Source organism: Actinoplanes sp. DH11, from assembly GCF_020873875.1.
Taxonomy (GTDB): domain Bacteria; phylum Actinomycetota; class Actinomycetes; order Mycobacteriales; family Micromonosporaceae; genus Actinoplanes.
Window position 1 is genome coordinate 161855 of the sequence record NZ_JAHWGU010000008.1, and the last position, 19126, is coordinate 180980.

Genomic DNA, 19126 nt, shown 5'->3' on the forward strand with positions numbered 1-19126 from the left:
GGTGACCGAGCGCTACTCCTGCGGCGGCGGCGGCGGCTGCGGCTGCGGCTGCGGCGGCGACGCGACGGACCGGACCGGCAACCCGCCCGGCCTGATCGAGGTGGCGTTCACCGCGTCCGCGTACCCCGCCGCTCTGGACCGGATGCGGCGCCGGCTGTCGTCGGCCGAACTGCCGGCGCTGCGCGGTCTCACCGCGCGCGGCGGCACACCGCCGCTGGACCCCACGCCGGCGTTGATCGACGGCTGGGCCTGCGTCGGGCACGTGCTCGGCTTCTATCATGACCGCCTGGTCAACGAGCACTACCTGCGGACCTGCCGGCACCTGCGCAGCGCGACCGGCCTGGCCCGGCTGGTCGGCTATACGCCGCGGCCGGGTCTGGCCGCCGACGCGTATCTGGTGTTCACGCTGGAGGACTTGGACCCGGAGGCGCAGATCGCGGTGCCGGCCGGCACGCGCGCCTACAGTCAGCCCGGACCGGGCGAGACCATGCAGCCGTTCGAGACCGACGAAGCCCTGACGGGGCGCCCGCGGTGGAGCGTCATGCGGCCGCGGCTGACCGAACCCGCGGTGATCACGCCCGAGACGACCGCGTTGCTGTTCGCGGGTACGGGACTGGGCCTGGCCCAGGGTGATCGCCTGGTTCTGAAGGTCGGTGACGCGTTCCTGGCCCCAGCCGTCGCGACCGTCGAGGAGCGCCCGGACCCGACCGGGCGGCCCGAGCTCGGCCGCACCCGCGTGGTCCTGGACCGGGAGCCGGATCCGGCGGTGACACGTCCCGCGGTCGAACTGGACTCGGCGCTGCTGCAGAAGCTGCTGATCGCGCCGGCCGCCGTGACCGCGGGCCGGGACCGGCCGGCGCTCACGCCGCAGGACATCTTCGCGCCCGGCTCCTATGCCGCGTACGCACTGGTGGAGAGCTCGTATCCGGGGTTGCGGGACACCCTGGACGTGGCTCTCGGCGGCTCCACCCACGCCGGCGCGAGCGCGCAGGTCGCGGCGTACGTTCTGCGGGTCCGGGCCGGAGTGCACGGCGGCACGGCCCTGCCCATCGCGGACTTCGACGGCAACGTGGTCCGGCGGTACCGCCGGTGGAACCAGGACGGCACCGGACCCCAGGCCGACGCCGTCATCGGTGTGGCGTCCGCGGAGCCGGTGGAGCCGTTCGTGGAAGGCGCGGTCCGGCTGGAGCCGAAGGACATCGCCCTCGACGCCGTCTACCCCACGATCGTGGTGGGAGGCCTGGTCGTGGTCCTCTACGACGACGGGTTCGTGCACGTCGACCAGGTGGAGTTCGTGCGCGTCGAGCATCGGGCGAACTTCCTGCAGCCCGCGCGGGTCACCGTGCTGACGCTGCGCGCCGGGCGGCCGACGGACCCGGAGAGAGTGGCCGCCGACGACGTGCGCGTGACGGCCGTTCACGCGCAGAGTGAAGCGCTGGCTCTCGCGGAGGTACCGGTCGGTGCGGACGTCAGCGGCGACACGATCACACTCGACGGCTTCTACCCGGGACTGCGCCCGCTGCGCCGGCTCCTTCTCACCGGTGAGCGCACCGACGTGGCGACCCGTGACGGCTCACTGACCTCCGTGCCGGGCAGCGAGCTGGTGATGATCACTACGGTGGAGCACCGGTCGGACGACGCCGTCGAGGGCGTGGTGGCCGCCACCCTGGGTGCTCTGCACACCAGGATCACGGTCACCGCGCCGGGCCTGGCGTTCTCCTACCGCCCGCAGACGGTCCGGCTGTTCGGTAACGTCGCGCACGCCACCCACGGCGAGAGCCGGGCCGAGGTCCTCGGCAGTGGTGACGCCGGCCGTGCCCTGCAGACGTTCGCGCTCAAGCAGGGCCCGCTCACCCACATCTCGGCCGCCACCGGCGCCGGTGAACGCTCCACGCTGCAGGTCCGGGTCGAGGATCTCGTCTGGCAGCAGGCCCGGCACGCGGCGGACATCGGGCCCGGCGAGCGGAGCTACGTGGCGGGCGCCGACGACGCGGGACGGATCCTTGTCACGTTCGGCCTGGGCGCCCGGCTGCCGACCGGCGCCGACAACGTCCACGCCCGATACCGCACCGGCCTGGGCCGGGCCGGGAACGTGCGGGCCGGGCAGATCTCGGTGCTGGCCAGCCGGCCGGCCGGGGTGAGCGCGGTGACCAACCCGCTGGTGACGACCGGTGGCGTGGACCCGGACGGCGCCGACGCCGTACGCCGCCGGGCACCCGTCGGTTTGGCCGCCCTCGAACGACTGGTGTCGGTCACCGACTTCGAGGACTTCGCGCGAGCGTTCGCCGGCATCGGCAAGGCGTCCGTGTCCCGGCCGGACCCGGCCCGCCACGACTACGTGCTCACGGTGGCGGCAGCCGACGACGCGCCGCTGTCCGCCGGTTCCCAGCTGATCCTCGATCTGCGTGCCGCGCTGCTGCGATTCGCGGAGATGCGGCCCGGCCCGGACGACTCGCTCATCACCGTGGGCCCGCCGCAGGCGAGCCTGGTGGTACGGGTCCGCACCGCCCTGCTGCTTGTCGTTCGCGCCCGGATCCGGCTCGAACGCGATTTCGTCTGGGAGCCGGTGCGGGCCCGCCTGGCCGAGGCCGCCGAGGCCGCGTTCGGTTTCGCGGCGGCCGAGATCGGCGTGGTCCCGCGCGCGGGCGCCGTGATGGCCACATTGCAGGGGGTGCGCGGGGTGGCGCTGGTGGACCTGCGCACGTTCGGTGTGATCGGCACCGGCGCGCCGGGGCTGCCGGACAGCCCGCAGCAGGTGGCCGCCACGGCGGCGGCCCTGTTCGCGGATCCCGCGCAGAACGGCCCCGGGCTGCCGCCGGATCCGCCCGTTCCCGCGACCGCGATCGCGTACCTGTCCCCCACGGCGCCGGGCACGCTGCTGCTGGAACTCGACGAGGAGGCCGCCGGATGAGCGCGGACCGGTTCTTCGACCTGCTGCCCGCGGTCATCCGCACCGTGGACGCCGACCGGGGCCACCCGCTGCGCGACCTGCTGCGGGTGATCGCGCGGGAGGCGGACACCGTCGAGGACGACGTGCGCCGGATGTACGCCGACCTGTTCATCGAGACCTGCGAGCAGTGGGTCGTGCCGTACCTGGGTGATCTGGTGGGCTACCGGTGGCTGCCGGTGCCGCAAGGCCGTGCCGCGGGCGCGCTCGTCCCGCGCCGGGCGGTGGCCGACACCATCCGTCATCGCCGCCGCAAAGGCACCCGGTCGGTGCTGGAAGATCTCGCCCTCGCGGTCAGCGGCTGGCCGGCGATCGTCTGCGACAGCGACGACGCTGATCCGCTTTGCGCGGGCGCGCCACGCGGACAGATCACCGTCCGCACGTGGCGGCTGCCGGTGTGGCCGCTGACCCGGATCCGGCCGTTCTACCAGGGCGATCGGGTCAACAGTTATCACCTGAGCGTGCTCGGCAACGACGCGCCGATGTTCATACGCCCGCAGGCGCCCACCGACGACGACCCCGACCGCCGCCCGCGCCCGCCGCGCCGGCTGAGCCTGACCGCGCTGCGCGCGGACCTGCCCGCCCACTACGGCGAAGGCCGCAGCATCTGCCTCTACGAGAACGGCTCGCCGATCGCGGTCGAACGGATCGAGCCGATGAGCCTGCGCGGCTGGGACGCCGAGGTCTTCGGCGACCGGGTCGGGCTCGACCCGGCGCTCGGGCGGGTGCTGTTCCCCGAACGGTACGACCTGGGCCGGATCACCGCGTCGCTGTGGTACGGATTCGCTCAGCCGATCGGCGGCGGCGAGTACCAGCGCGGGGAGCCCGCCTCGGCCGGGGCGGCCCCGTCGCTGTTTCGTACCGGGCACCTGACCGACGACGGCACGGCGCTGATCGCGGCGCTGCACGGCATCAACCCGTTCGCCGCACACCTGCGCGAGCTGATCGACCCGGCGGTGCTGACCGCCGATCCCGGCGACCCCGGCACGGCCGCGCGGCTCTGCGCCGAACTCAACCGGCTGATGGTGGCCCACGACCTGCGCCAGGGTTCACCTGATCTGCGGGAGCTCGACGAGGAGGGCGCGCAGCTGGCCGTGACCGTCGACGGGGGGCCGGGACGGATCCGTCTGAACCGGCTGCTGCTGGAGGCGAACCTTCCCCGGGCGGTCCGGCGGGCCATCGCGGTGGTCCGGGTCCGTGCCGAGGACGCCCAGCCGGTGATCATCGAGGCGGTGCGCGGCGCGCAGCAGTCCGCGCGGCCGCCCCTGCACCTGGTCGTCGAGCTGTGCGACAGCGGCCTCTACGTGGAACCGATCGAGATCACGCTACCCGACCAGCACACGTTCGAACTCCGCGCTGCCGACGGCTGCCGGCCCACCCTGCTGTTGCCGGCGCGGAGGCGCGACATCGACGACATGATCGTCGAGTGCGGCACCGGGTGCCGGGTGATCCTCGACGGGCTGATGATCGCGGGTCATCCCGTGCGGATCGCCGGTGATCCGGCCGAGGTGCTGATCCGGCATTGCACGCTGGTGCCGGGATGGGAGATCAGCGACAACTGCGAACCCGGCCATGGTGACGAACTGAGCCTGATCCTGACCGACCGCAGGGATCATGGGCTGCGGTCGCGCCCGCGTGCCGCGCCGGCGGCGGAGGAACTGCTCGCGACCTGCTTGACGATCCAGCACAGCATCGTGGGGACGATCATCGTGCAGCGTGACGAGGTACGGGCCGAACCGATCCGTCTCGACATCCGCGGCAGCGTCGTTGACGCGACCCGCGACCGGATCGACGCGATCGCGGCGCCGAACCATCGGCACGCGCACGCGATCGCATCGATCGCCGACTCGACCGTGATCGGCGGTGTCCGGCTGCACGCGATCGAACTGGGCGAGAACTCGATCTTCACCGGTGCGATGAGCGTCCACCGCCGCCAGATCGGCTGCCTGCGCTACTGCTTCGTCGCCACGGCGCAGCGCACGCCGCGGCGGTTCGCGTGCCGGCCCGATGCCGCCGCACCCGGCGTGCGGCCCAAGATCATGACGAAGAGGTACGGCCGGCCGGATTACTGCCGTCTGGCCGACAACTGCCCGGCGGAGATCCTGACCGGAGCCGACGACGAATCCGAGATGGGGGTGTTCCACGATACGTACACGGCTCAGCGCCGGGCCAACCTGGAGCGGGCGCTGCTCGACCACGTACCCCTCGGGTGGGGTTTCACCGTGGAGAACCGGTCCTGACCGGTCTCGCAGCCAACAGATGAATTGCGCCCCGATCTCACGCGCCGGGGTTGTCGTTCTGGTACTGGAACTGGACGCGGACCGTGTCGTCGATCGGCACCACCAGGGTGGAGTTGCTGGCCGACCACACCTCCGGGACCAGGAACATCCGGTCCTGGCCGATCACCAGCAGCCGCAGCCGGCGGTACCGGTAGCGGAACTCCTGGTCCTCGGCCGGCGGTAGACGGGACTCCTCGACGGTCCCGTCACGCAGGTTTAGGCGTTCCTTGGTGTCCAGGATGACCCGCGGCAGGTGCTCCGGCCGGGCCGCGACGTCGCGTGCCAGGCCCCGGCCGGACCACTGGGCGACGGTCGCGGTGGTCCAAGACGTGGCGGCGATCAGCTCGGCCGCGGTGAGCACATTTTGTCCGGAGACATCATGCCCGCCGTGGCGGCCCCGGCCAGTCCGGCGTGTTGGAGCCGGGCGTCAGCTCCAGTACCCGCACGGCTTCAGCCTCGGCGAGGCTGTCGTCGGCGGCGTGGTTGAGGCGTTAGGCGCGGGTGAGTGCGCGACGGCCAACGGCTTGCCGGACGGCCCCCAGCCGAGTACCCGGACCGCGTGAACCCCATCGAGGGTGATCCTGCGGGCCGGCGACGGCACCGGTCGACGCCGACAAGGTGCTGACGGTCCACCGGAGCGGGTTGGCGCCGCAGGTGTCGCACGGCTCGGCGGCGACAACCAGCAGGCCCCGGCTGTCACGGGTGCAGCAGCCCGTGCCGGCCAGCCTTGCCTCTGCGGCATCGCGATCGCGGGCCCCGCTGCGCAGGCCGGAGTACGGATCCGGACATGGCCACCTGAGGGGTACGCGAGCCGGGTGCCGTCGGGTGAGAAGGCCACCGTCCAGCCGTCAAGGTCGGGCTGCTGTCGTCGAGTTCGATGACCGACGAACCACGCGGCTCCTGTCACCAGCCGGTCCAGCGGTCTCAGCGGTCGGTGCCCGTCCTGGGGCAAACACGGCGCCCGCGACAGCGATGCCTTCTGATCGCTATGTGGATCACTGAACTGCGGGCCGACTTTCGGCGATGCGGCAGAGGGTGCACGCGGGCCGCCCGTCCTTGCGCCGGGCGGCGCTCAAACCGTGCCGGCAGTGGCGCCCGTTCGCGCGCGAAAGGGTACCGGCCGTAGGTGGATCGAGTAGTGGTTGGGCGGTGAGGGTTGTGTCTAGGTCTTGGTGGGTGGCATGTCCTTCAGGCCACTGCGGCGCGGTCCCTGTGGGCTCTGCGGAAGCCGGTTCGGCGGTCCTCGAGGGCTCCGCGTTTCTTGCGGATGCGGGGTCCTGTGGGTCCTGCGTGTGATCTGTCGGCGCAACGGCTTGTGGGCCTTGCGGCTTCGGCGCTGCAGCGGGCGTTGCCGTACGGCTTCTGGTGTTGGCTCCCCCACGGTGGGCGGCACGGGTCTGCTGCACCTGGTCCGTGTGGGTGGTGGGTGACCAGACGGTGAGGTCGTCGCGGTCGAGTAGGTCGGTGGGCAGGGTGAGGCGGTATTCGTCGGCGCGGCCGCGGCCGGTGGCGGGTCGTACGAGGGTGATCAGGCCGAGGCGACGGAGCAGGCTCAGGACGTCGCGGGCGGCGCGGTAGTCGATTTCGAGGTCGGTGGCGAGGCGGGCGATGCCGGGGTGGATGCGGGTGCCGTCGCTGTCGGCGTAGGTGGCCAGGCGGTGGGCGACGAGTTTGATGCGGGCGGCGCTGTAGGACTTGCCGGCGACGCGGACGGTTCCGAAGCGGATGCGGGCGAGGATGTCGGTCCAGGCGCGCACCGTGGCGGGTAGCTGGCCGGACGGGGTGATGTGGTCCATGGACGGCTCCTGGAGTGAGGGGCAGAAACGACGAAAGGGCCGACATCTGCAACAGATGCCGGCCTTTTCGTCGGGGCCGTTAGTCGTGTTCGCGCAGGACGCTGCGGATGGTGTGCGGGCTGATGCCGGCGGCGGTGATGCGTTCGAGCAGGTCGGCCAGTTCGTTGTCGGGTTCGCTGGCCAGGGCGCGCCGGACGGCGATCCTGGCCAGGGCTCCGTGGCCGGCTTGCAGGGCGGCGAAGGTGAGCAGCAGGGCGGGTCCGCAGACGAGGTCGTCGCTGGCGCGGCGGGTGAGGTCGGTGAAGGCCTGCAGGTGGTGGTCGTCGCCGTGGACGTAGTTCAGGGCTCGGTCGCGCAGCGCGGGGATGCGTAGCAGGATGAGCAGCTGTGCGGCGCGGTCGTCGGCGAGGCGTTCGTTGGTGATGGCGGTGGTGATGGCTTCGACGACGAGGTCGTTGGTGAACTCGACGACGTGCTGGGCCGCGTTGTCGCCGTCGATGAGGTCATTCACGACGGTGGTGGCGTTGTCCAGGGCCAGGGTCATGAGGTCGCGTTCTACGCCGGTGACGGGGTCGAGGGTGGCGGCCACGGCGTCGCGGCTGGGTTGCACGGCGATGCCGAACCAGGTGGCGGTCGCGGCTGCGGCAGTGCTGGTGGGGTCAAACGCCACGCCGTTGATCTGGCATTGCGGGTCATCGCAGAGCGGATGCCAGATGCGGTTGTCAGCGACGCGGATGGTATCGAGGACCTCGATGTCGTGGCCGCGGATCGCGGCGGTGGCGTCGGCGACTGCGGTGACGATCGGTTTGTGGTCGCCGTATCCGACGAGCAGTACCGCTTCGACGTGTTCCCGGACCAGGGCGTCCGCGACCCGGGCGAGGTTCGCGGGCTGGGTGGCTTCGAGGCCGGCGTTGGCGCCGAACAGGATGTGGGAGTCACGGATGGCCAGGATGACCAGGCTGTCGTGTGGTTGGTAGCCGAGCAGGTAGGGGGCGATGGCTGCGGTGTCGAACGGGTTGTTGATCTGGATGGTGGGTCGGTCGGTCATGGCAGTCTCCGGTCGGGGTGCGGGGCCGGGACTTACGCACACACTGCTGCCCCGGGCCGGCCGGGGCGGGTGGTGCTGCCCGGCCAGGGGCGGTGGTGCGGGTGGTCAGCGGTGGCGGCGTTGGCTGCCGAGGATGCGCACGGTGGTGCTGGATTTGATGGGTGCGTCGGCGGGGCCTTTGAGGAACGGGTCGATCTCGATGTCGCGGCGTAGTGCGCGCCCAGGCCCGTACGCCTGGCGTCGGGTGTGGCCGCTGACCCAGTACCGGTAGTCGGGGGTCGCCCGGCTTCCGGTGGCAGCGGTGCCGCGCTGACCGATGCCGCGCAGGGCTGGGCCTTTGATGCTGATGGTGTGGATTTCTGGTGGGCGGCGGCGGGCACGGCGGTAGGCGCGCTGGATGCCCGGTTCGGCAGGGCTGGGGGTGGTGCGGGTGGCCTGTTGGGCGATGATCAGCCAGGTCGCGACGAGCGCGGCCAGCGGGTCGTCGCCGTCCATGGTGTGCCCGCTGCGAACCTCGGCGGTGTGGGCGGGGATCAGCCAGCCGATGTCGTGCCGCAGTGTTTGCGCTACTTGCTCGGGTGGGGTGAAGCTGCGATAGGCGATGAGGCGCCACCCGCCGGGGCGCGGTGTCCAGCTCGCCGCTGTCAGCCGGTATCGGTCGTCGACTGGCTGGCGGAAGGCCAGCAGTCCGGTGCCGGCCGGGACGATGCGCTCGGTAATCGTGGTGGCCGGCAGGTCGCGGTGGGTGTCGGCGGCCAGCTGGGTGAATTCGTCGTCGATCCAGTAGAGCCGGGCCTGTTCGAGGCTGTCGGCCAGGGCGGTGCGCTCACCGAGAGCGGCGGGCAGCCCGGTCGGGCTGCGCAGCAGGTCGGTGAGCCGGTCGCGGACCTTCGGCAGTTGTCCCGCCTTCAGGGGTGCTGGCGCCCAGGTGCCGGTGGTCAGTACTGCTCGCCCGGGTGCGCGCCCGGCGATCAGTGCCTGGTGGATCCCGCCGAGGATGTGGGTTTTCGGGTCGTGCGGCGCCCAGCCCATGACGGTGGCGCACCGGTCGGTCAGGATGTCCGGCTGGTCGCTGTCGATCAGTTCGGCGCAGGTCGGGCAGACGTGCCAGGTCGAGGAATAGACCTGGGTTACCAGGTGGGTGCCGAGGGAGGCGGCGTGGATCTGCCCGGTGCGGTAGATCCAGATCGGTTGGTTCAGGCTGCACAGATGACAGCGCCGGAACAGTCCGGGGAGCAGGTGCGCGGGCTGCGGCATCACCGGGTGGTCGCCGTCGTAGGGCACCACCGGGTGCTCGAAGGTGGTGTGCCCGTCCCGGACGACCGCCACCAGGGCGTAGCCGCACACCCGGCACCCCATGTCGACTTCGATCATGCCGGTGCCTGCCCGTGCTCGGTGCGGTCGCGCAGCCGAGGCCCGTGCCGGCCGGCGGTGCGCGGCATCCGCATCTCCGTGCGGTACCTGCGGTAGCTGCCGCGTTCCTGTTTGGCGTGGTGCAGGGCGATGTCGGCGCGGTGCAACAGGTCGGCGTAGCCGAGGTCGCCGTCGCGTACGGCGATGCCGGCGCTACCAGCGGCCGGGATGGTGATGTCACCGTCGTCGGTGCGCAGGACGGCGGGGGCCTGCAGGTCCAGCACGGCCTGCCAGGCACCGACCTCGCCGGGCAGCAGGAGCACGAACTCGTCGCCGCCGAAGCGGGCGGCCACGCCGCCGTGGTGCTCGGCGCACCGGGCCAACCGTTCGGCGGCGGCTCGGATCAGGTCGTCGCCGGCCTGGTAGCCGTAGGTGTCGTTGACCTGTTTGAACCCGTCCAGGTCCACCAGGGCCAGCGTCACCGGCGCGTTGTTCTTGACGGCGCGCAGGAAGTGGCGTTCGGCGGCGGTGCGGTTGTACAGCCCGGTGAGCTGGTCGTGGTCGTTGAGGTAGCGGGCGGCGTGCAGCAGGGCGTTGAGGCCGGCGACGTTGCGGGCAAGGCGGCAGATCCGGGCGGCGCCGGTGGCCCAGCCCAGCAGCATGCCTGCGGCTGCCGCACCGATCAGATGGATGATCAACACGAGGGGTTCCTCTCGTCGTGGTGAGACGACGAACGGCCCACCACCAGGCGGGCCGTTCGTCACAGGGGCGTGATCAGCGGGACAGGGTTTCCGCTGTTTCGATGACCTTGTCGCGGCGCGCCACCGGCAAGGCGGCCAAGGCCGCGACCAGCTGCTGTTCCTCGACGGTCAGGGGCGCGGCGAAGGCGGCGCGGTACGCCAGCCGGGCCGGCTCGTGCGCGGCCTCGATCGCGGCGCGGGGCGCGTACCCGACGGCGTGCTCGCGTAGCTGGCGCATGGCCGCGACCGGGTCACGGGGCAGGGCGATGCCGTTGACGCGGAGTCCGGCCGGGCGCGGCGCCGCCCGCAACGCCGTGAGCAGGCACATCTCGGCCTCGACGTGGTGGGCGAAGGCCTCGGTGTGGCCGCGCACCTCGCCGCGGGCGCGGGCGGCGGCCAGACCGGCCTGCCAGTACAGCTGGGCCTCTTTGGCGCGGCCCGCGAGCGCGAGCAGCATCGCCACGGCCGGGTCGACCGGCGCGGACCGGCGGCTCACCGGGCGCTCAGCAGGTCGAAGGCGCGCCGTTTGGTCCGGGTAATGGTGCTGTCGGTCAGGACCCGGTTGGCCCGGTGCAGGTCGCTTTTGGCGGGCTGGTGATGGTCCAGCCATTCCACGATCGCCTGGTAGCCGGCCCACGCGGTGCCGTGGATGCCGGCCTGTGTCGGTGCTTGGGTGAACAGGTGTCGCAGGTCGTCGTCGCGGCTGTTGCGTTTGTCGGTGGCGGCCGTGGTGTCGTCGTCGGCGGGCCACAGGTGCGCGGCGATTCGCTGTAGTTGCTCCCACTCCAGCTGCTGCTCGATCATCTTCTCGGCTTCGGCCTGGAACTGGTCGAGGTAGACGGGCACCAGCTTCAACGCGGCACGGATTTCGGCCAGCTTGCCGCTGATGTCGCCGCTGTGCCGCAGCGCGTACTCCCCCACGTTGTTGCGGAACGCCGCCGCCTGGGTGTTCGCGCACACGATCCGCACCGGTGTCGCCAGGATCCGGGTGGCGCGGCTGCCGTCGTGCGAGGTGCACACCGCCAGATACAGGTCCATGTCGTCGATGCCGGCGATCCGCATCGAGGTCGGCAGTTTCATCGTCACGAACACTTCGCGGCCGCCGCGCAGGCTGCCTGCGGTCTCGTGATGTGCGCCGGTCTCGTCGACGATGCAGTCGAGCAGGTCGCACACTTGCTCGTTCTGTACCACCTTGTAGTTCTTGCCGACCACGCCGAGGGCTTCGCGTTCGCCGGTCTTGGGGTGCTGGCGGGTGGTGGCGTACCGGTCGGTCACGATGGCGCCGGATGCCACCGCCTGCAAGATTTCTTTGCGCACGTCCCAGCCGCCGAGGTAGGCCACTCGCAGCACGTCCGTGGCGGCCAGGCAGCCGGTGGTCACGGTGCCGAGCTGATGCCAGGCGTCGCGGCGGGCCGAGAAGAACGCGGCAGTGCCGTCGGAGAACTGTTCGATCTGATGCGCCATCACAGCGCTCCCTTCCAGGTCACAGATACGGGTATGGCCGGCGCCGCTACCGTGCGGGCCGGCCGGGCGGGTGGTGCGTGGTCAGCGCGTCGCGATGTCCAAATGGGCCTCTTTGACCCGGCCTGCGGCTTCGAGCAGCCGGGCGGTGGCCGTCGCCAGCGCGGCACTGGCCCGCTGCCGGTCGGGCACGGACGCCCGGGTCAGGTCGGCGGTGGTGCCGGCGTGGACCTGCTGGGCGAGGCGGCCGCTGATCTGTGTCAGACCGGCCAGCAGCAGGTTGAGTCCGTGCAGCAAGGTGGCGATGTCGTCGCGGCAGGCGAGAGCGGCCGGGCCGTGCGGGACGGCGTCGGTGAGGTACTCGACCATCTGCAACGCCACTTCCACGGCGGCGCCGGTGCGAGCCGGGTCGATGGCGGCGCCATGGCCGAACAGTTCGTGCAGCTGGGCGGCGAGGCCGGGGATCGGCAGCTGCCGCGGATGGTGGCTTTCGGTGATCGCATACCAGGCGGGTTTGATCATCGGGTGCTCCTTTCGGGCATGACGACAGGGGCGTCCACAACGACGGCGGACACCCGGTGGTGAGCTGAGATGCTCTGAGCGCTCGGTCGTGCGCCGGCTGCCGACCCGCGAAGGGTGGACAGATGTCGGCGCGCCAGCGAAGCGGCGCTCAGGCGGTGGATCGTGGTGCAACAAGTGAAGTGGCGAGGCTAGCCCGCACGCCTGACACCGCAGGTCAGCACGGCATCACCGGAACTGACAGGGCCTGTCAGCGGGCAGGGCGAACACCAGCACATCGGTGTGCAATTCACGCTCGGCGGCGCCGACGAGGTGCTGCACGTAGGCCAGGCCGGCGGTACGGGCGGCGGCGATCAGGCGCGGGTTGACGGTGAAGTCGATGCCGTCGAGCACCACCACGGCGTGTCCCCCGGCCAGCAGCCGGGTCGCGCAGTCGGCGAAGAATATCGCCGGATCGCCCGGCGCTGCCGCCACGATCAGGGCGGCGCTCAGATACGGAGCCCCCAGCGTCGCCGCGGTGTGCCGGGCGTGGCGCCGCCGGCTGGTGCGGGCGACGCGCGCCAACTGCTCGCCGCCGGTCAGGTCGAGAACCAGGTTGCGGCGGCGGGTGAAGTTGACGATCAGCCGCTGCGCCAGGCGCAGCGACATCGTCTCGCCGCGCGGGGCCGCCGGGACCTGCCAGACCTCGATCGGGACCAGGGCGGCACCGGGGGCTGGCGCGGGTTCGGGGAAGTCGGTCATCGGTGGTGGCCCCCTGCGGGCGGGCCCGGCGTACTGACATCCCTCAGACACCGGTTGTCAGCCTCACCGAACCCGGCGGTGACCTGACACGGCCTTACCGCAGCTGACAGCACCTGACAGTGCCCTGCCGGTGACAGGTCGGCGTGCCGGAATGGTGCCTCGCCCCACCGCATCCACCTCGGGAGTTCTCATGCTGCGTACCGCCCTGACCATCGCTGAAGACGCCTTCGGGCTGCTCGTCTGCGAGCCGGCACCGCTGGCGTTCGACGCCCGGCCCGTCGCCGGGCTGCCGGACCGGATGATGGTGCTCGACGAGCTGCGGGACCGGCTGCGTGCCGGCGCCGGCACCGACTGCGTTGACGCGGTGTGGCGTCGCCTCGCCCGGCACGCCCGCGACGACGGACCGGCTTGGGTGGTCGGTGCGGTCGGTGTTGCCGCACCGGGGCTGACCCGGATGGCGAGCCGGTTGTCGGCCGGCCGCCGGGCGCTGGCTGACGACATCGATGCTGAACTGCTCGCCGGTTTCCTGCAGGCGCTACGTACCGCCGATCTGGCCGCACCGCGGGTGTGGTTGCGGCTGTGCTGGGCGGCGTGGCGGGCCGGGTTGACCGCCCGCACGGTTCCTGAACTGCTGGAACTTCCCGCCGAGGTGCCCGTCGACGTAGCGACGGCGGCGGGCACACCGGGCCGACCGTACGGGCATCCGGACCTGATCCTGCGGCGAGCCGTGCACGCCGGGGTGCTCAGCAGCGAGCAGGCCGAACTGATCGGGCGCACCAGGCTCGGCGATGTGCTCATCGAGCAGGTTGCCGCCGAGTGCGGGGACACCGCGCCGGTCGTGCGGATGAGGCGTAAACGGGCCGAGCGCAGACTGCTGGCAGCGCTGAACCGCGGTGACCTGTCGATGCCGCGTACGCCGGCACCAGCGCCACGCTGACATCGACAGAGTTCGTTGTCGTTGCCGGTCGGCGATGGCAATATGCACTGTCGCGGCCGGTTTCGTCGCCGGTAAAGCTCGTTGTCGCGGCCGCAGGGCTGGCGACAACATCTGCTGTCATGACAAATTCGACGACGACAGCGGCTGTTGTCGGACGGAAGGATTCCGATGCCGGGCAGAACCAGCGCTCAGCACTACTGGTGGCGCGACGAACTCGCACGTTTGACCCTCCGGCTCGCCCAGCAGATCGCCGCCGACGCCGACATCGACCGGGAGGCGGTCGGCGATCGGGAGGTCGCGCTGGCCGTGCTGGCGGCAACCCACAGGATGCGCACAGAACTCGACGAACGCCTGACCGAGGCGGCGCAGCGAGCGGCCGCCACCGGCGCCGACTACGCCGAGATGGGGCACGCGGCCGGCCTAACCCGCCAGGGTGCACGACGACGCTGGCCGGACCTGGCCAAGATCACCCGAGCCGCTCGGGCATGACCCTGATGCGGCGGCCACGGATGTTGGCCGCACCGCCGACCCCACTCATACCAGCGACGGGCGGCTGTCCCGGTTCGGCCTGTTGCCGAGGTCCTCGGCGAGCTTGCCTGCGGTCCTTCACTGTCTCCAGCCAGGGACGGACACGGCCGGCGCCTTGAACACCATTCCGGTGCACGAGTGTCCGCACGGCTGCAGGGTGTACACCACCAGAACGGCCTGCACCATCGTGTCGCCAGCAGCCTCGGCCTGGGGCAACACCTCGCCCTGTACGTCGACTATCTCCGCACCGCAATGCATGCAGTTGATGTCGGCGCTCAGAATTGCCTGAACGTCGGTCGGGTCCTCTATCGGGTCCATGAGGTTCATCATGCGCGCCCTGGCCTGCCGGGGACATGGGTAGCGCATTGATCGTTCACCCCTGTCGCTCAACCGTGGACGGGGCCGCCGTTGCGCACCGGTGGGCGCGGCCCCAGCGGCGACAGGTGGACACCATGACTGCGACCACCCAGCTCGAGGCCGGGCGGCGATGATGACGGCGGATCCGCCGACCGGCGGAGTGCGCGGCACGTCGTGCGGGGAACAGGTGATGGTCGTCGCCGAGGCCGAGCAACTCACCCGCCGGGAAGCCGCACCGAGAAGCGGTCGGGCGCAGGCGGGCCGCGCGCCGCGTCCCGGCACGAGTACCCCAGCCGGTTCGGGGACCCGGCAGCCGCCGCTGACCAGCAGTGTCAGGTGCGGTGAGGTGCTGTCAGGTCGTATTTGCGTTCGCCGGACCTGACAGGGGGGTCTGGGTGGTTGCATGCCGCGTGACGGTGTGCCCGCTCCGGCGACGCTCGTGCTGAGGCCCGCCGGCCGTGTACCGGGTTCGGCGTACTGACCCCCAACCTTTGCGATCACAAGGGAGGAGCGCCCCCGGCCGGCCGGTCGCGCCGACGGCGAGTGATCGCCGGAGCGGTCCCCATCATCTCGTTGGGAGACCTTTCCATGGATCATTTCCTCTCGTTGGCTGCCGATCTCACGCCGTTGGCGGCGGTCAAGACCATTCCGCAGGTCATCGACGGTCTCCGTGCCTGGATCATGGGTATCCTCGCCACGGTGGCCACGCTGTTCCTGGTCATCGGCGGTTTGCGCTACACCGCCGCCGGCGGGGATCCGGCGCAGGTGGAGCAGGCGAAAGCCAACTTCCGGGCCGCACTGGTCGGGTACGCCTTGGCCGTGCTGGCCCCGGTGGTCCTGCAGGTGCTGCAGGGCATCCTGACCGTCTGATCATGACGGGCTGGATTTACGCGGGTTTCGTCGAGTGGCTCGCCGAACAGGTGCAGGGCATGCTCGCCGGTCTGGTCACCTTCCTGACCGGCAGCTTCTTCCTCTCCCCCGACGTCACCGTCTTCCCTCAGGTGCGCCAACTCGCCGACCGGTCGGTGCTGGTCGTCAACGCCGCCTACGTGCTGGTGATCATCACGGCCGGGGCCATCGGCATGACCCACGGCAGTCTGCAGATCCGCTATGCCGTGAAGGATCTGCTGCCACGCCTGGTCGTCGGATTCGTGGCCGCGAACTTCGGTGCCCCGATCTGCCGGGCGCTGACCGAGACTACCAACGCGTTGACCACGAGCCTGGCCGGGCAGTCCGCGCCCGGCCCGGACGCGGTGCGATTCGTGCAGGCGCGCATGCTGGCCGCTGCTGGTGACCCGGCGGTGGCACTGCTGGCCGCGGTGATCGGTGTGCTCATCGTGGTGCTGTTTTATCTGCTGCTGGTCGGCTGGATCACCCGGGTCGCACTGCTGATCGTGCTGGCCGGGATCGCCCCGGTGGCGCTGGCCTGTCACGGCCTGCCGCAGACCGAGGCCGCGGCGGCGCTGTGGTGGCGGGCCCTGCTGGGGTGCCTGGTGACGCCGACCTTGCAGGCGGTCTTCTTCACCACGGGCATCGGTTTGCTGCAGGGACCGGTCAACCTGGCCGGGCTGCTCGAGCTCGGGCCGGCCCCGGTGATGGAAATTTTCAATCTGCTGGTCGCGGCGTGCCTGCTCGCGTTGACGGTGCGCATCCCGGGCCTGGTCGCCCGGCATGTCAGCCGTTCGCGGCCGGGCACGCCGGGCGCGGTGATGATCCGCGCCGTGCTGGTTTCCACTGTCACCCGCCGGCTCCGGCTGGGCCGCTGAAGGTTCGGGGAGTTTCTCGTGGACGACGACATTCCGCGGGCCACGGTGCCCGCCGACATCGACACTCCTGACGCGATCGCGTGGGGGTTGTCCTTCCGCCAGCTGTCGATCATCGCCGTGGTGGCCGGTGCCGGCTGGCTGGCCTACGCCAGTGCCGGCGCGCTGCTGCCGCCGGCGGTGTGGCTGGTACTCGCGGTACCGGTCGCTGCGGGCACGGCGGTGGTGGTGCTGGGCCGCCGCGACGGCCTGCCGTTGGAGGCGTGGCTGCGGCACGGCCTGCAGCTGCGACGGGTGCCGCGCCGGCAGGTGCCCGGTGCCCCGGCGGATCACGCGCTGACCGCGACGGCGCCGGCGCCACCGGTGCCGGCGCCGTTGCGCGGGCCCGCCGTGCAGGTGGCCGCGGACGGCACACTCACCGTCGACGGCACGGAGCGCACGGTGATCGCCTGCGGCACCGCGAACATCGCGTTGCGCACCGGCGCCGAGCAGGCGGCGTTGCTGGCCGGGTTCGGGCAGTGGCTGACCGCGCTGAACGCTCCCGCCCAGTTCGTGGTCGCCGCGCACCGCCACCACCTGGGCGTGTACGCCGACGCGGTCGACGACGCGCGGGCCGGTCTGCCGGATGCGGCATTGCGGGCGGCCGCCGACGACTACGCGGCATTTCTGCGCCAGCTCGACACCGACCGGGAACCGCTGCGCCGGCAGATCGTGTGCGTGGTGGCGCAGGGGGCGTCGCGGGAGGCCACGGTGCGCGGGTTCGCGGCGATCGGTGTGGCCGCCGAGGTTCTCGACGGCCCGCAGGTCGCGGCCGTGTTGGCGGCCGCGGTCGACCCCTATGACCCGCCGGTGCCGGGTCCGCGCGCCGTGCCCGGCGAACCGTTGCGTTTGAGGAGGCAGACATGAGGTTGTTCCGCAGAATCGCCGGCCCTGCCACGGTGGGGCCGGCGGTGTTGGAGGTCAGCGCCGACCGGGTGCGGGTCGGTGACGGGTACGCGGCCACGCTGGTGGTGTGCGGGTATCCGCCGCAGGTGAGGCCGGGCTGGTTGGCGCCACTGGTGTCGTATCCGGGCCGGGTCACCGTGGCCGTGCACACCGTGCCGGTGCCGGCGGAGCTGGCGGCGCCGCTGCTGCGCCGCCAGCGGGCCCGTCTGGAGTCGACCCGGCACCTGGACGCGGACAAGGGCCGGCTGAGCGATCCGATGGTGGAGGCCGCCGCGTCCGACGCCGCCGGCCTGGCCGACCGGGTCGCGCGGGGCGCGTCGAAGCTGCACCGGGTCGGGGTGTACGTCACCGTGCACGCCCGCACCGTCGAGGAGTTGCGGGACACGGTCGCCGGGGTCCGTTCGGCGGCCGCGGCGATGCTGCTGGATCTGCAGCCGGCCACGTTCCGCCATCATCTCGGCTACACCAGCACCCTGCCGCTGGGGGCGGACGGCCTGGGGATGCGCCGCATCTTCGACACCGAAAGTTTGGCGGCGGCGTTCCCGGTGGCCTCCGGTGACCTGGCCGCGCCGGCGCCGGGGCGTGCCGATGGCACCGGCGCGATCCTGTACGGCATCAACACCACCTCGGCCGGGGTGGTGTTGTGGGACCGGTGGGCGCAGGACAACCACAACACCGTGGTGCTGGCCCGTTCCGGGGCCGGCAAAAGTTATCTGGTGAAGTTGGAAGTGCTGCGTTCGCTGTATCAGGGCGTCGAGGTCGCCGTGATCGACCCGGAGGATGAGTACACGGCCCTGGCCGCCCATGTCGGCGGTACCGTCATCCAACTGGGTGCGCCCGGGGTGCGCCTGAATCCGCTGGACCTGCCACCGGGCCGGCAGCCGGCGGCGTTCCGGGATCACCAGCTGCGGCTGCACACCGTCGTGGCGGTGCTGCTGGGCAGTGTGCCCCCACCGGAGGAACGCGCCGCCCTGGACCGGGCGATCACGTCCGTGTACGCCGCCACCGGGATCAGCCACGACCCGGACACCTGGGTGCGGCCGGCGCCGCTGCTCACCGACCTGGCCGCATGCCTGGCAGCCGACGGTGAGGCGGGGGCGCGGCTGGCGGCGCGGCTGACCCCGTGGGTCAGCGGTGCGTTCAAGGACCTGTTCGACGGGGCGACCTCGGTGCGCCCGCACGGGCACCTGGTGGTGTGGAGTCTGCGGCACCTGCCGGACGAGTTGCGCACCATCGGCACCTTGCTGGCCTTGCAGCACGTGTGGGCCGGCATCGACCGGGCCGGCGACCAGCGGCGCCGCATCGTGGTGGTGGACGAGGCGTGGCTGCTGATGCGCGACGGCGAAGGCGCCCGGTTCCTGTACCGGATGTCGAAGGCGGCCCGTAAACGCCGCGCCGGGCTGACCGTGGTCACCCAGGACGCCGCCGACCTGCTCGGTACCGAACTGGGGCTGGCGGTGGTCAGTAACGCGGCCACCCAGATCCTGATGCGTCAGGCCCCGCAGGCCATCGACGCGGTCACGGCGGCGTTCGGTCTGACCGCCGGGGAGGCGCGGATGCTGCTGGCCGCCGACCGCGGCGCCGGGATCCTCATCGCCGGTCAGGCGCGGGTGCCGTTGCGGTCGCAGGCCTCGGCCACCGAGCACCGGCTCGCGACCACGGGGATCGGCGGTGACCAGTGAGCCTCGTGCCGAGCTGGTGGCCGTGGCTGG

Annotated in this window: 18 protein-coding genes; 8 read left to right on the forward strand and 10 right to left on the reverse strand. The window is 71.7% G+C overall.

Features of this window, described 5'->3' with window-relative positions:
* Position 1 precedes the first annotated feature (1 nt).
* Together LPA41_RS42970 and LPA41_RS14005 are read left to right on the forward strand one after the other, a co-directional pair.
* Positions 2 to 2911, forward strand: a complete 2910-nt coding sequence (locus LPA41_RS42970; protein WP_229070791.1) for a baseplate J/gp47 family protein — start codon at positions 2 to 4, stop codon at positions 2909 to 2911.
* A complete protein-coding gene (locus tag LPA41_RS14005) occupies positions 2908 to 5187 on the forward strand; it encodes a hypothetical protein (protein ID WP_229070792.1) in 2280 nt (759 codons plus the stop codon). Before LPA41_RS42970 ends, LPA41_RS14005 begins: the two co-directional genes overlap by 4 nt.
* A 37-nt stretch (positions 5188 to 5224) precedes the next feature.
* Here the strand turns inward: LPA41_RS14005 and LPA41_RS14010 are convergent, their stop codons facing one another.
* The 9 genes from LPA41_RS14010 to LPA41_RS14050 all read right to left on the reverse strand — a co-directional run bounded on the left by LPA41_RS14010 (position 5225) and on the right by LPA41_RS14050 (position 12884).
* Positions 5225 to 5587: a hypothetical protein gene (locus tag LPA41_RS14010; protein ID WP_229070793.1), complete on the reverse strand. Its 363-nt coding sequence runs from the start codon at positions 5585 to 5587 to the stop codon at positions 5225 to 5227.
* A gap of 634 nt (positions 5588 to 6221) precedes the next feature.
* Complete coding sequence (locus LPA41_RS14015; RefSeq protein ID WP_229070794.1) at positions 6222 to 7022, reverse strand: LAGLIDADG family homing endonuclease; 801 nt, start codon at positions 7020 to 7022, stop codon at positions 6222 to 6224.
* 79 nt (positions 7023 to 7101) lie between these two features.
* Positions 7102 to 8070 (reverse strand): DUF4192 domain-containing protein, encoded by a 969-nt coding sequence (locus tag LPA41_RS14020; protein ID WP_229070795.1) that lies wholly within the window; start codon positions 8068 to 8070, stop codon positions 7102 to 7104.
* Between the two features lie 105 nt (positions 8071 to 8175).
* Entirely contained in the window at positions 8176 to 9444 is a 1269-nt protein-coding gene (locus tag LPA41_RS14025; RefSeq protein WP_229070796.1) for a hypothetical protein, read from the reverse strand.
* Complete coding sequence (locus tag LPA41_RS14030; RefSeq protein ID WP_229070797.1) at positions 9441 to 10124, reverse strand: GGDEF domain-containing protein; 684 nt, start codon at positions 10122 to 10124, stop codon at positions 9441 to 9443. Before LPA41_RS14030 ends, LPA41_RS14025 begins: the two co-directional genes overlap by 4 nt.
* Positions 10125 to 10197: 73 nt before the next feature.
* Positions 10198 to 10659: a hypothetical protein gene (locus LPA41_RS14035; protein WP_229070798.1), complete on the reverse strand. Its 462-nt coding sequence runs from the start codon at positions 10657 to 10659 to the stop codon at positions 10198 to 10200.
* Positions 10656 to 11627: a DUF932 domain-containing protein gene (locus LPA41_RS14040; RefSeq protein WP_229070799.1), complete on the reverse strand. Its 972-nt coding sequence runs from the start codon at positions 11625 to 11627 to the stop codon at positions 10656 to 10658. Before LPA41_RS14040 ends, LPA41_RS14035 begins: the two co-directional genes overlap by 4 nt.
* Before the next feature lie 81 nt (positions 11628 to 11708).
* Complete coding sequence (locus LPA41_RS14045) at positions 11709 to 12146, reverse strand: hypothetical protein (protein ID WP_229070800.1); 438 nt, start codon at positions 12144 to 12146, stop codon at positions 11709 to 11711.
* Between the two features lie 225 nt (positions 12147 to 12371).
* Entirely contained in the window at positions 12372 to 12884 is a 513-nt protein-coding gene (locus LPA41_RS14050) for a hypothetical protein (RefSeq protein ID WP_229070801.1), read from the reverse strand.
* Positions 12885 to 13074: 190 nt separating this feature from the next.
* Here LPA41_RS14050 and LPA41_RS14055 point away from each other — a divergent pair, with 190 nt between their 5' ends.
* Together LPA41_RS14055 and LPA41_RS14060 are read left to right on the forward strand one after the other, a co-directional pair.
* On the forward strand, positions 13075 to 13821 hold the full coding sequence (locus tag LPA41_RS14055) for a hypothetical protein (RefSeq protein ID WP_229070802.1): 747 nt from the start codon (positions 13075 to 13077) through the stop codon (positions 13819 to 13821).
* Between the two features lie 168 nt (positions 13822 to 13989).
* Positions 13990 to 14310, forward strand: coding sequence for a hypothetical protein (locus LPA41_RS14060; RefSeq protein WP_229070803.1), 321 nt, complete (start codon positions 13990 to 13992; stop codon positions 14308 to 14310).
* Between the two features lie 117 nt (positions 14311 to 14427).
* On the opposite strand, the gene LPA41_RS14065 is transcribed toward LPA41_RS14060, so the two are convergent.
* On the reverse strand, positions 14428 to 14667 hold the full coding sequence (locus LPA41_RS14065; RefSeq protein WP_229070804.1) for a hypothetical protein: 240 nt from the start codon (positions 14665 to 14667) through the stop codon (positions 14428 to 14430).
* A 627-nt stretch (positions 14668 to 15294) separates the two neighbouring features.
* Between LPA41_RS14065 and LPA41_RS14070 the strand changes: the two genes are divergently transcribed.
* From LPA41_RS14070 to LPA41_RS14085, 4 genes are read left to right on the forward strand one after another with little or no spacing between them, the layout of a single operon-like run.
* On the forward strand, positions 15295 to 15576 hold the full coding sequence (locus tag LPA41_RS14070; RefSeq protein WP_229070805.1) for a pilin: 282 nt from the start codon (positions 15295 to 15297) through the stop codon (positions 15574 to 15576).
* A gap of 2 nt (positions 15577 to 15578) precedes the next feature.
* A complete protein-coding gene (locus tag LPA41_RS14075) occupies positions 15579 to 16472 on the forward strand; it encodes a hypothetical protein (protein ID WP_229070806.1) in 894 nt (297 codons plus the stop codon).
* An 18-nt stretch (positions 16473 to 16490) separates the two neighbouring features.
* Entirely contained in the window at positions 16491 to 17375 is an 885-nt protein-coding gene (locus tag LPA41_RS14080) for a PrgI family protein (RefSeq protein WP_229070807.1), read from the forward strand.
* Positions 17372 to 19096 carry a VirB4 family type IV secretion system protein gene (locus LPA41_RS14085; RefSeq protein ID WP_229070808.1) on the forward strand — a complete coding sequence of 575 codons (1725 nt, stop codon included), beginning with the start codon at positions 17372 to 17374 and terminating at the stop codon, positions 19094 to 19096. The genes LPA41_RS14080 and LPA41_RS14085 overlap by 4 nt, the downstream gene beginning before the upstream one ends.
* Positions 19097 to 19126: the final 30 nt, after the last annotated feature.

What these genes read in the sequence shown, in the direction of transcription:
- LPA41_RS14050 (WP_229070801.1), bottom strand. Translation starts at nt 12,884, where the DNA reads ATGACCGACTTCCCCGAACCCGCGCCAGCCCCCGGTGCCGCCCTGGTC.
- LPA41_RS14075 (WP_229070806.1), top strand. Translation starts at nt 15,579, where the DNA reads ATGACGGGCTGGATTTACGCGGGTTTCGTCGAGTGGCTCGCCGAACAG.
- LPA41_RS14025 (WP_229070796.1), bottom strand. Translation starts at nt 9,444, where the DNA reads ATGATCGAAGTCGACATGGGGTGCCGGGTGTGCGGCTACGCCCTGGTG.
- LPA41_RS14070 (WP_229070805.1), top strand. Translation starts at nt 15,295, where the DNA reads ATGGATCATTTCCTCTCGTTGGCTGCCGATCTCACGCCGTTGGCGGCG.
- LPA41_RS14060 (WP_229070803.1), top strand. Translation starts at nt 13,990, where the DNA reads ATGCCGGGCAGAACCAGCGCTCAGCACTACTGGTGGCGCGACGAACTC.
- LPA41_RS14040 (WP_229070799.1), bottom strand. Translation starts at nt 11,627, where the DNA reads ATGGCGCATCAGATCGAACAGTTCTCCGACGGCACTGCCGCGTTCTTC.
- LPA41_RS14055 (WP_229070802.1), top strand. Translation starts at nt 13,075, where the DNA reads ATGCTGCGTACCGCCCTGACCATCGCTGAAGACGCCTTCGGGCTGCTC.
- LPA41_RS14015 (WP_229070794.1), bottom strand. Translation starts at nt 7,022, where the DNA reads ATGGACCACATCACCCCGTCCGGCCAGCTACCCGCCACGGTGCGCGCC.
- LPA41_RS14045 (WP_229070800.1), bottom strand. Translation starts at nt 12,146, where the DNA reads ATGATCAAACCCGCCTGGTATGCGATCACCGAAAGCCACCATCCGCGG.
- LPA41_RS14005 (WP_229070792.1), top strand. Translation starts at nt 2,908, where the DNA reads ATGAGCGCGGACCGGTTCTTCGACCTGCTGCCCGCGGTCATCCGCACC.
- LPA41_RS14020 (WP_229070795.1), bottom strand. Translation starts at nt 8,070, where the DNA reads ATGACCGACCGACCCACCATCCAGATCAACAACCCGTTCGACACCGCA.
- LPA41_RS14085 (WP_229070808.1), top strand. Translation starts at nt 17,372, where the DNA reads ATGAGGTTGTTCCGCAGAATCGCCGGCCCTGCCACGGTGGGGCCGGCG.
- LPA41_RS14065 (WP_229070804.1), bottom strand. Translation starts at nt 14,667, where the DNA reads ATGGACCCGATAGAGGACCCGACCGACGTTCAGGCAATTCTGAGCGCC.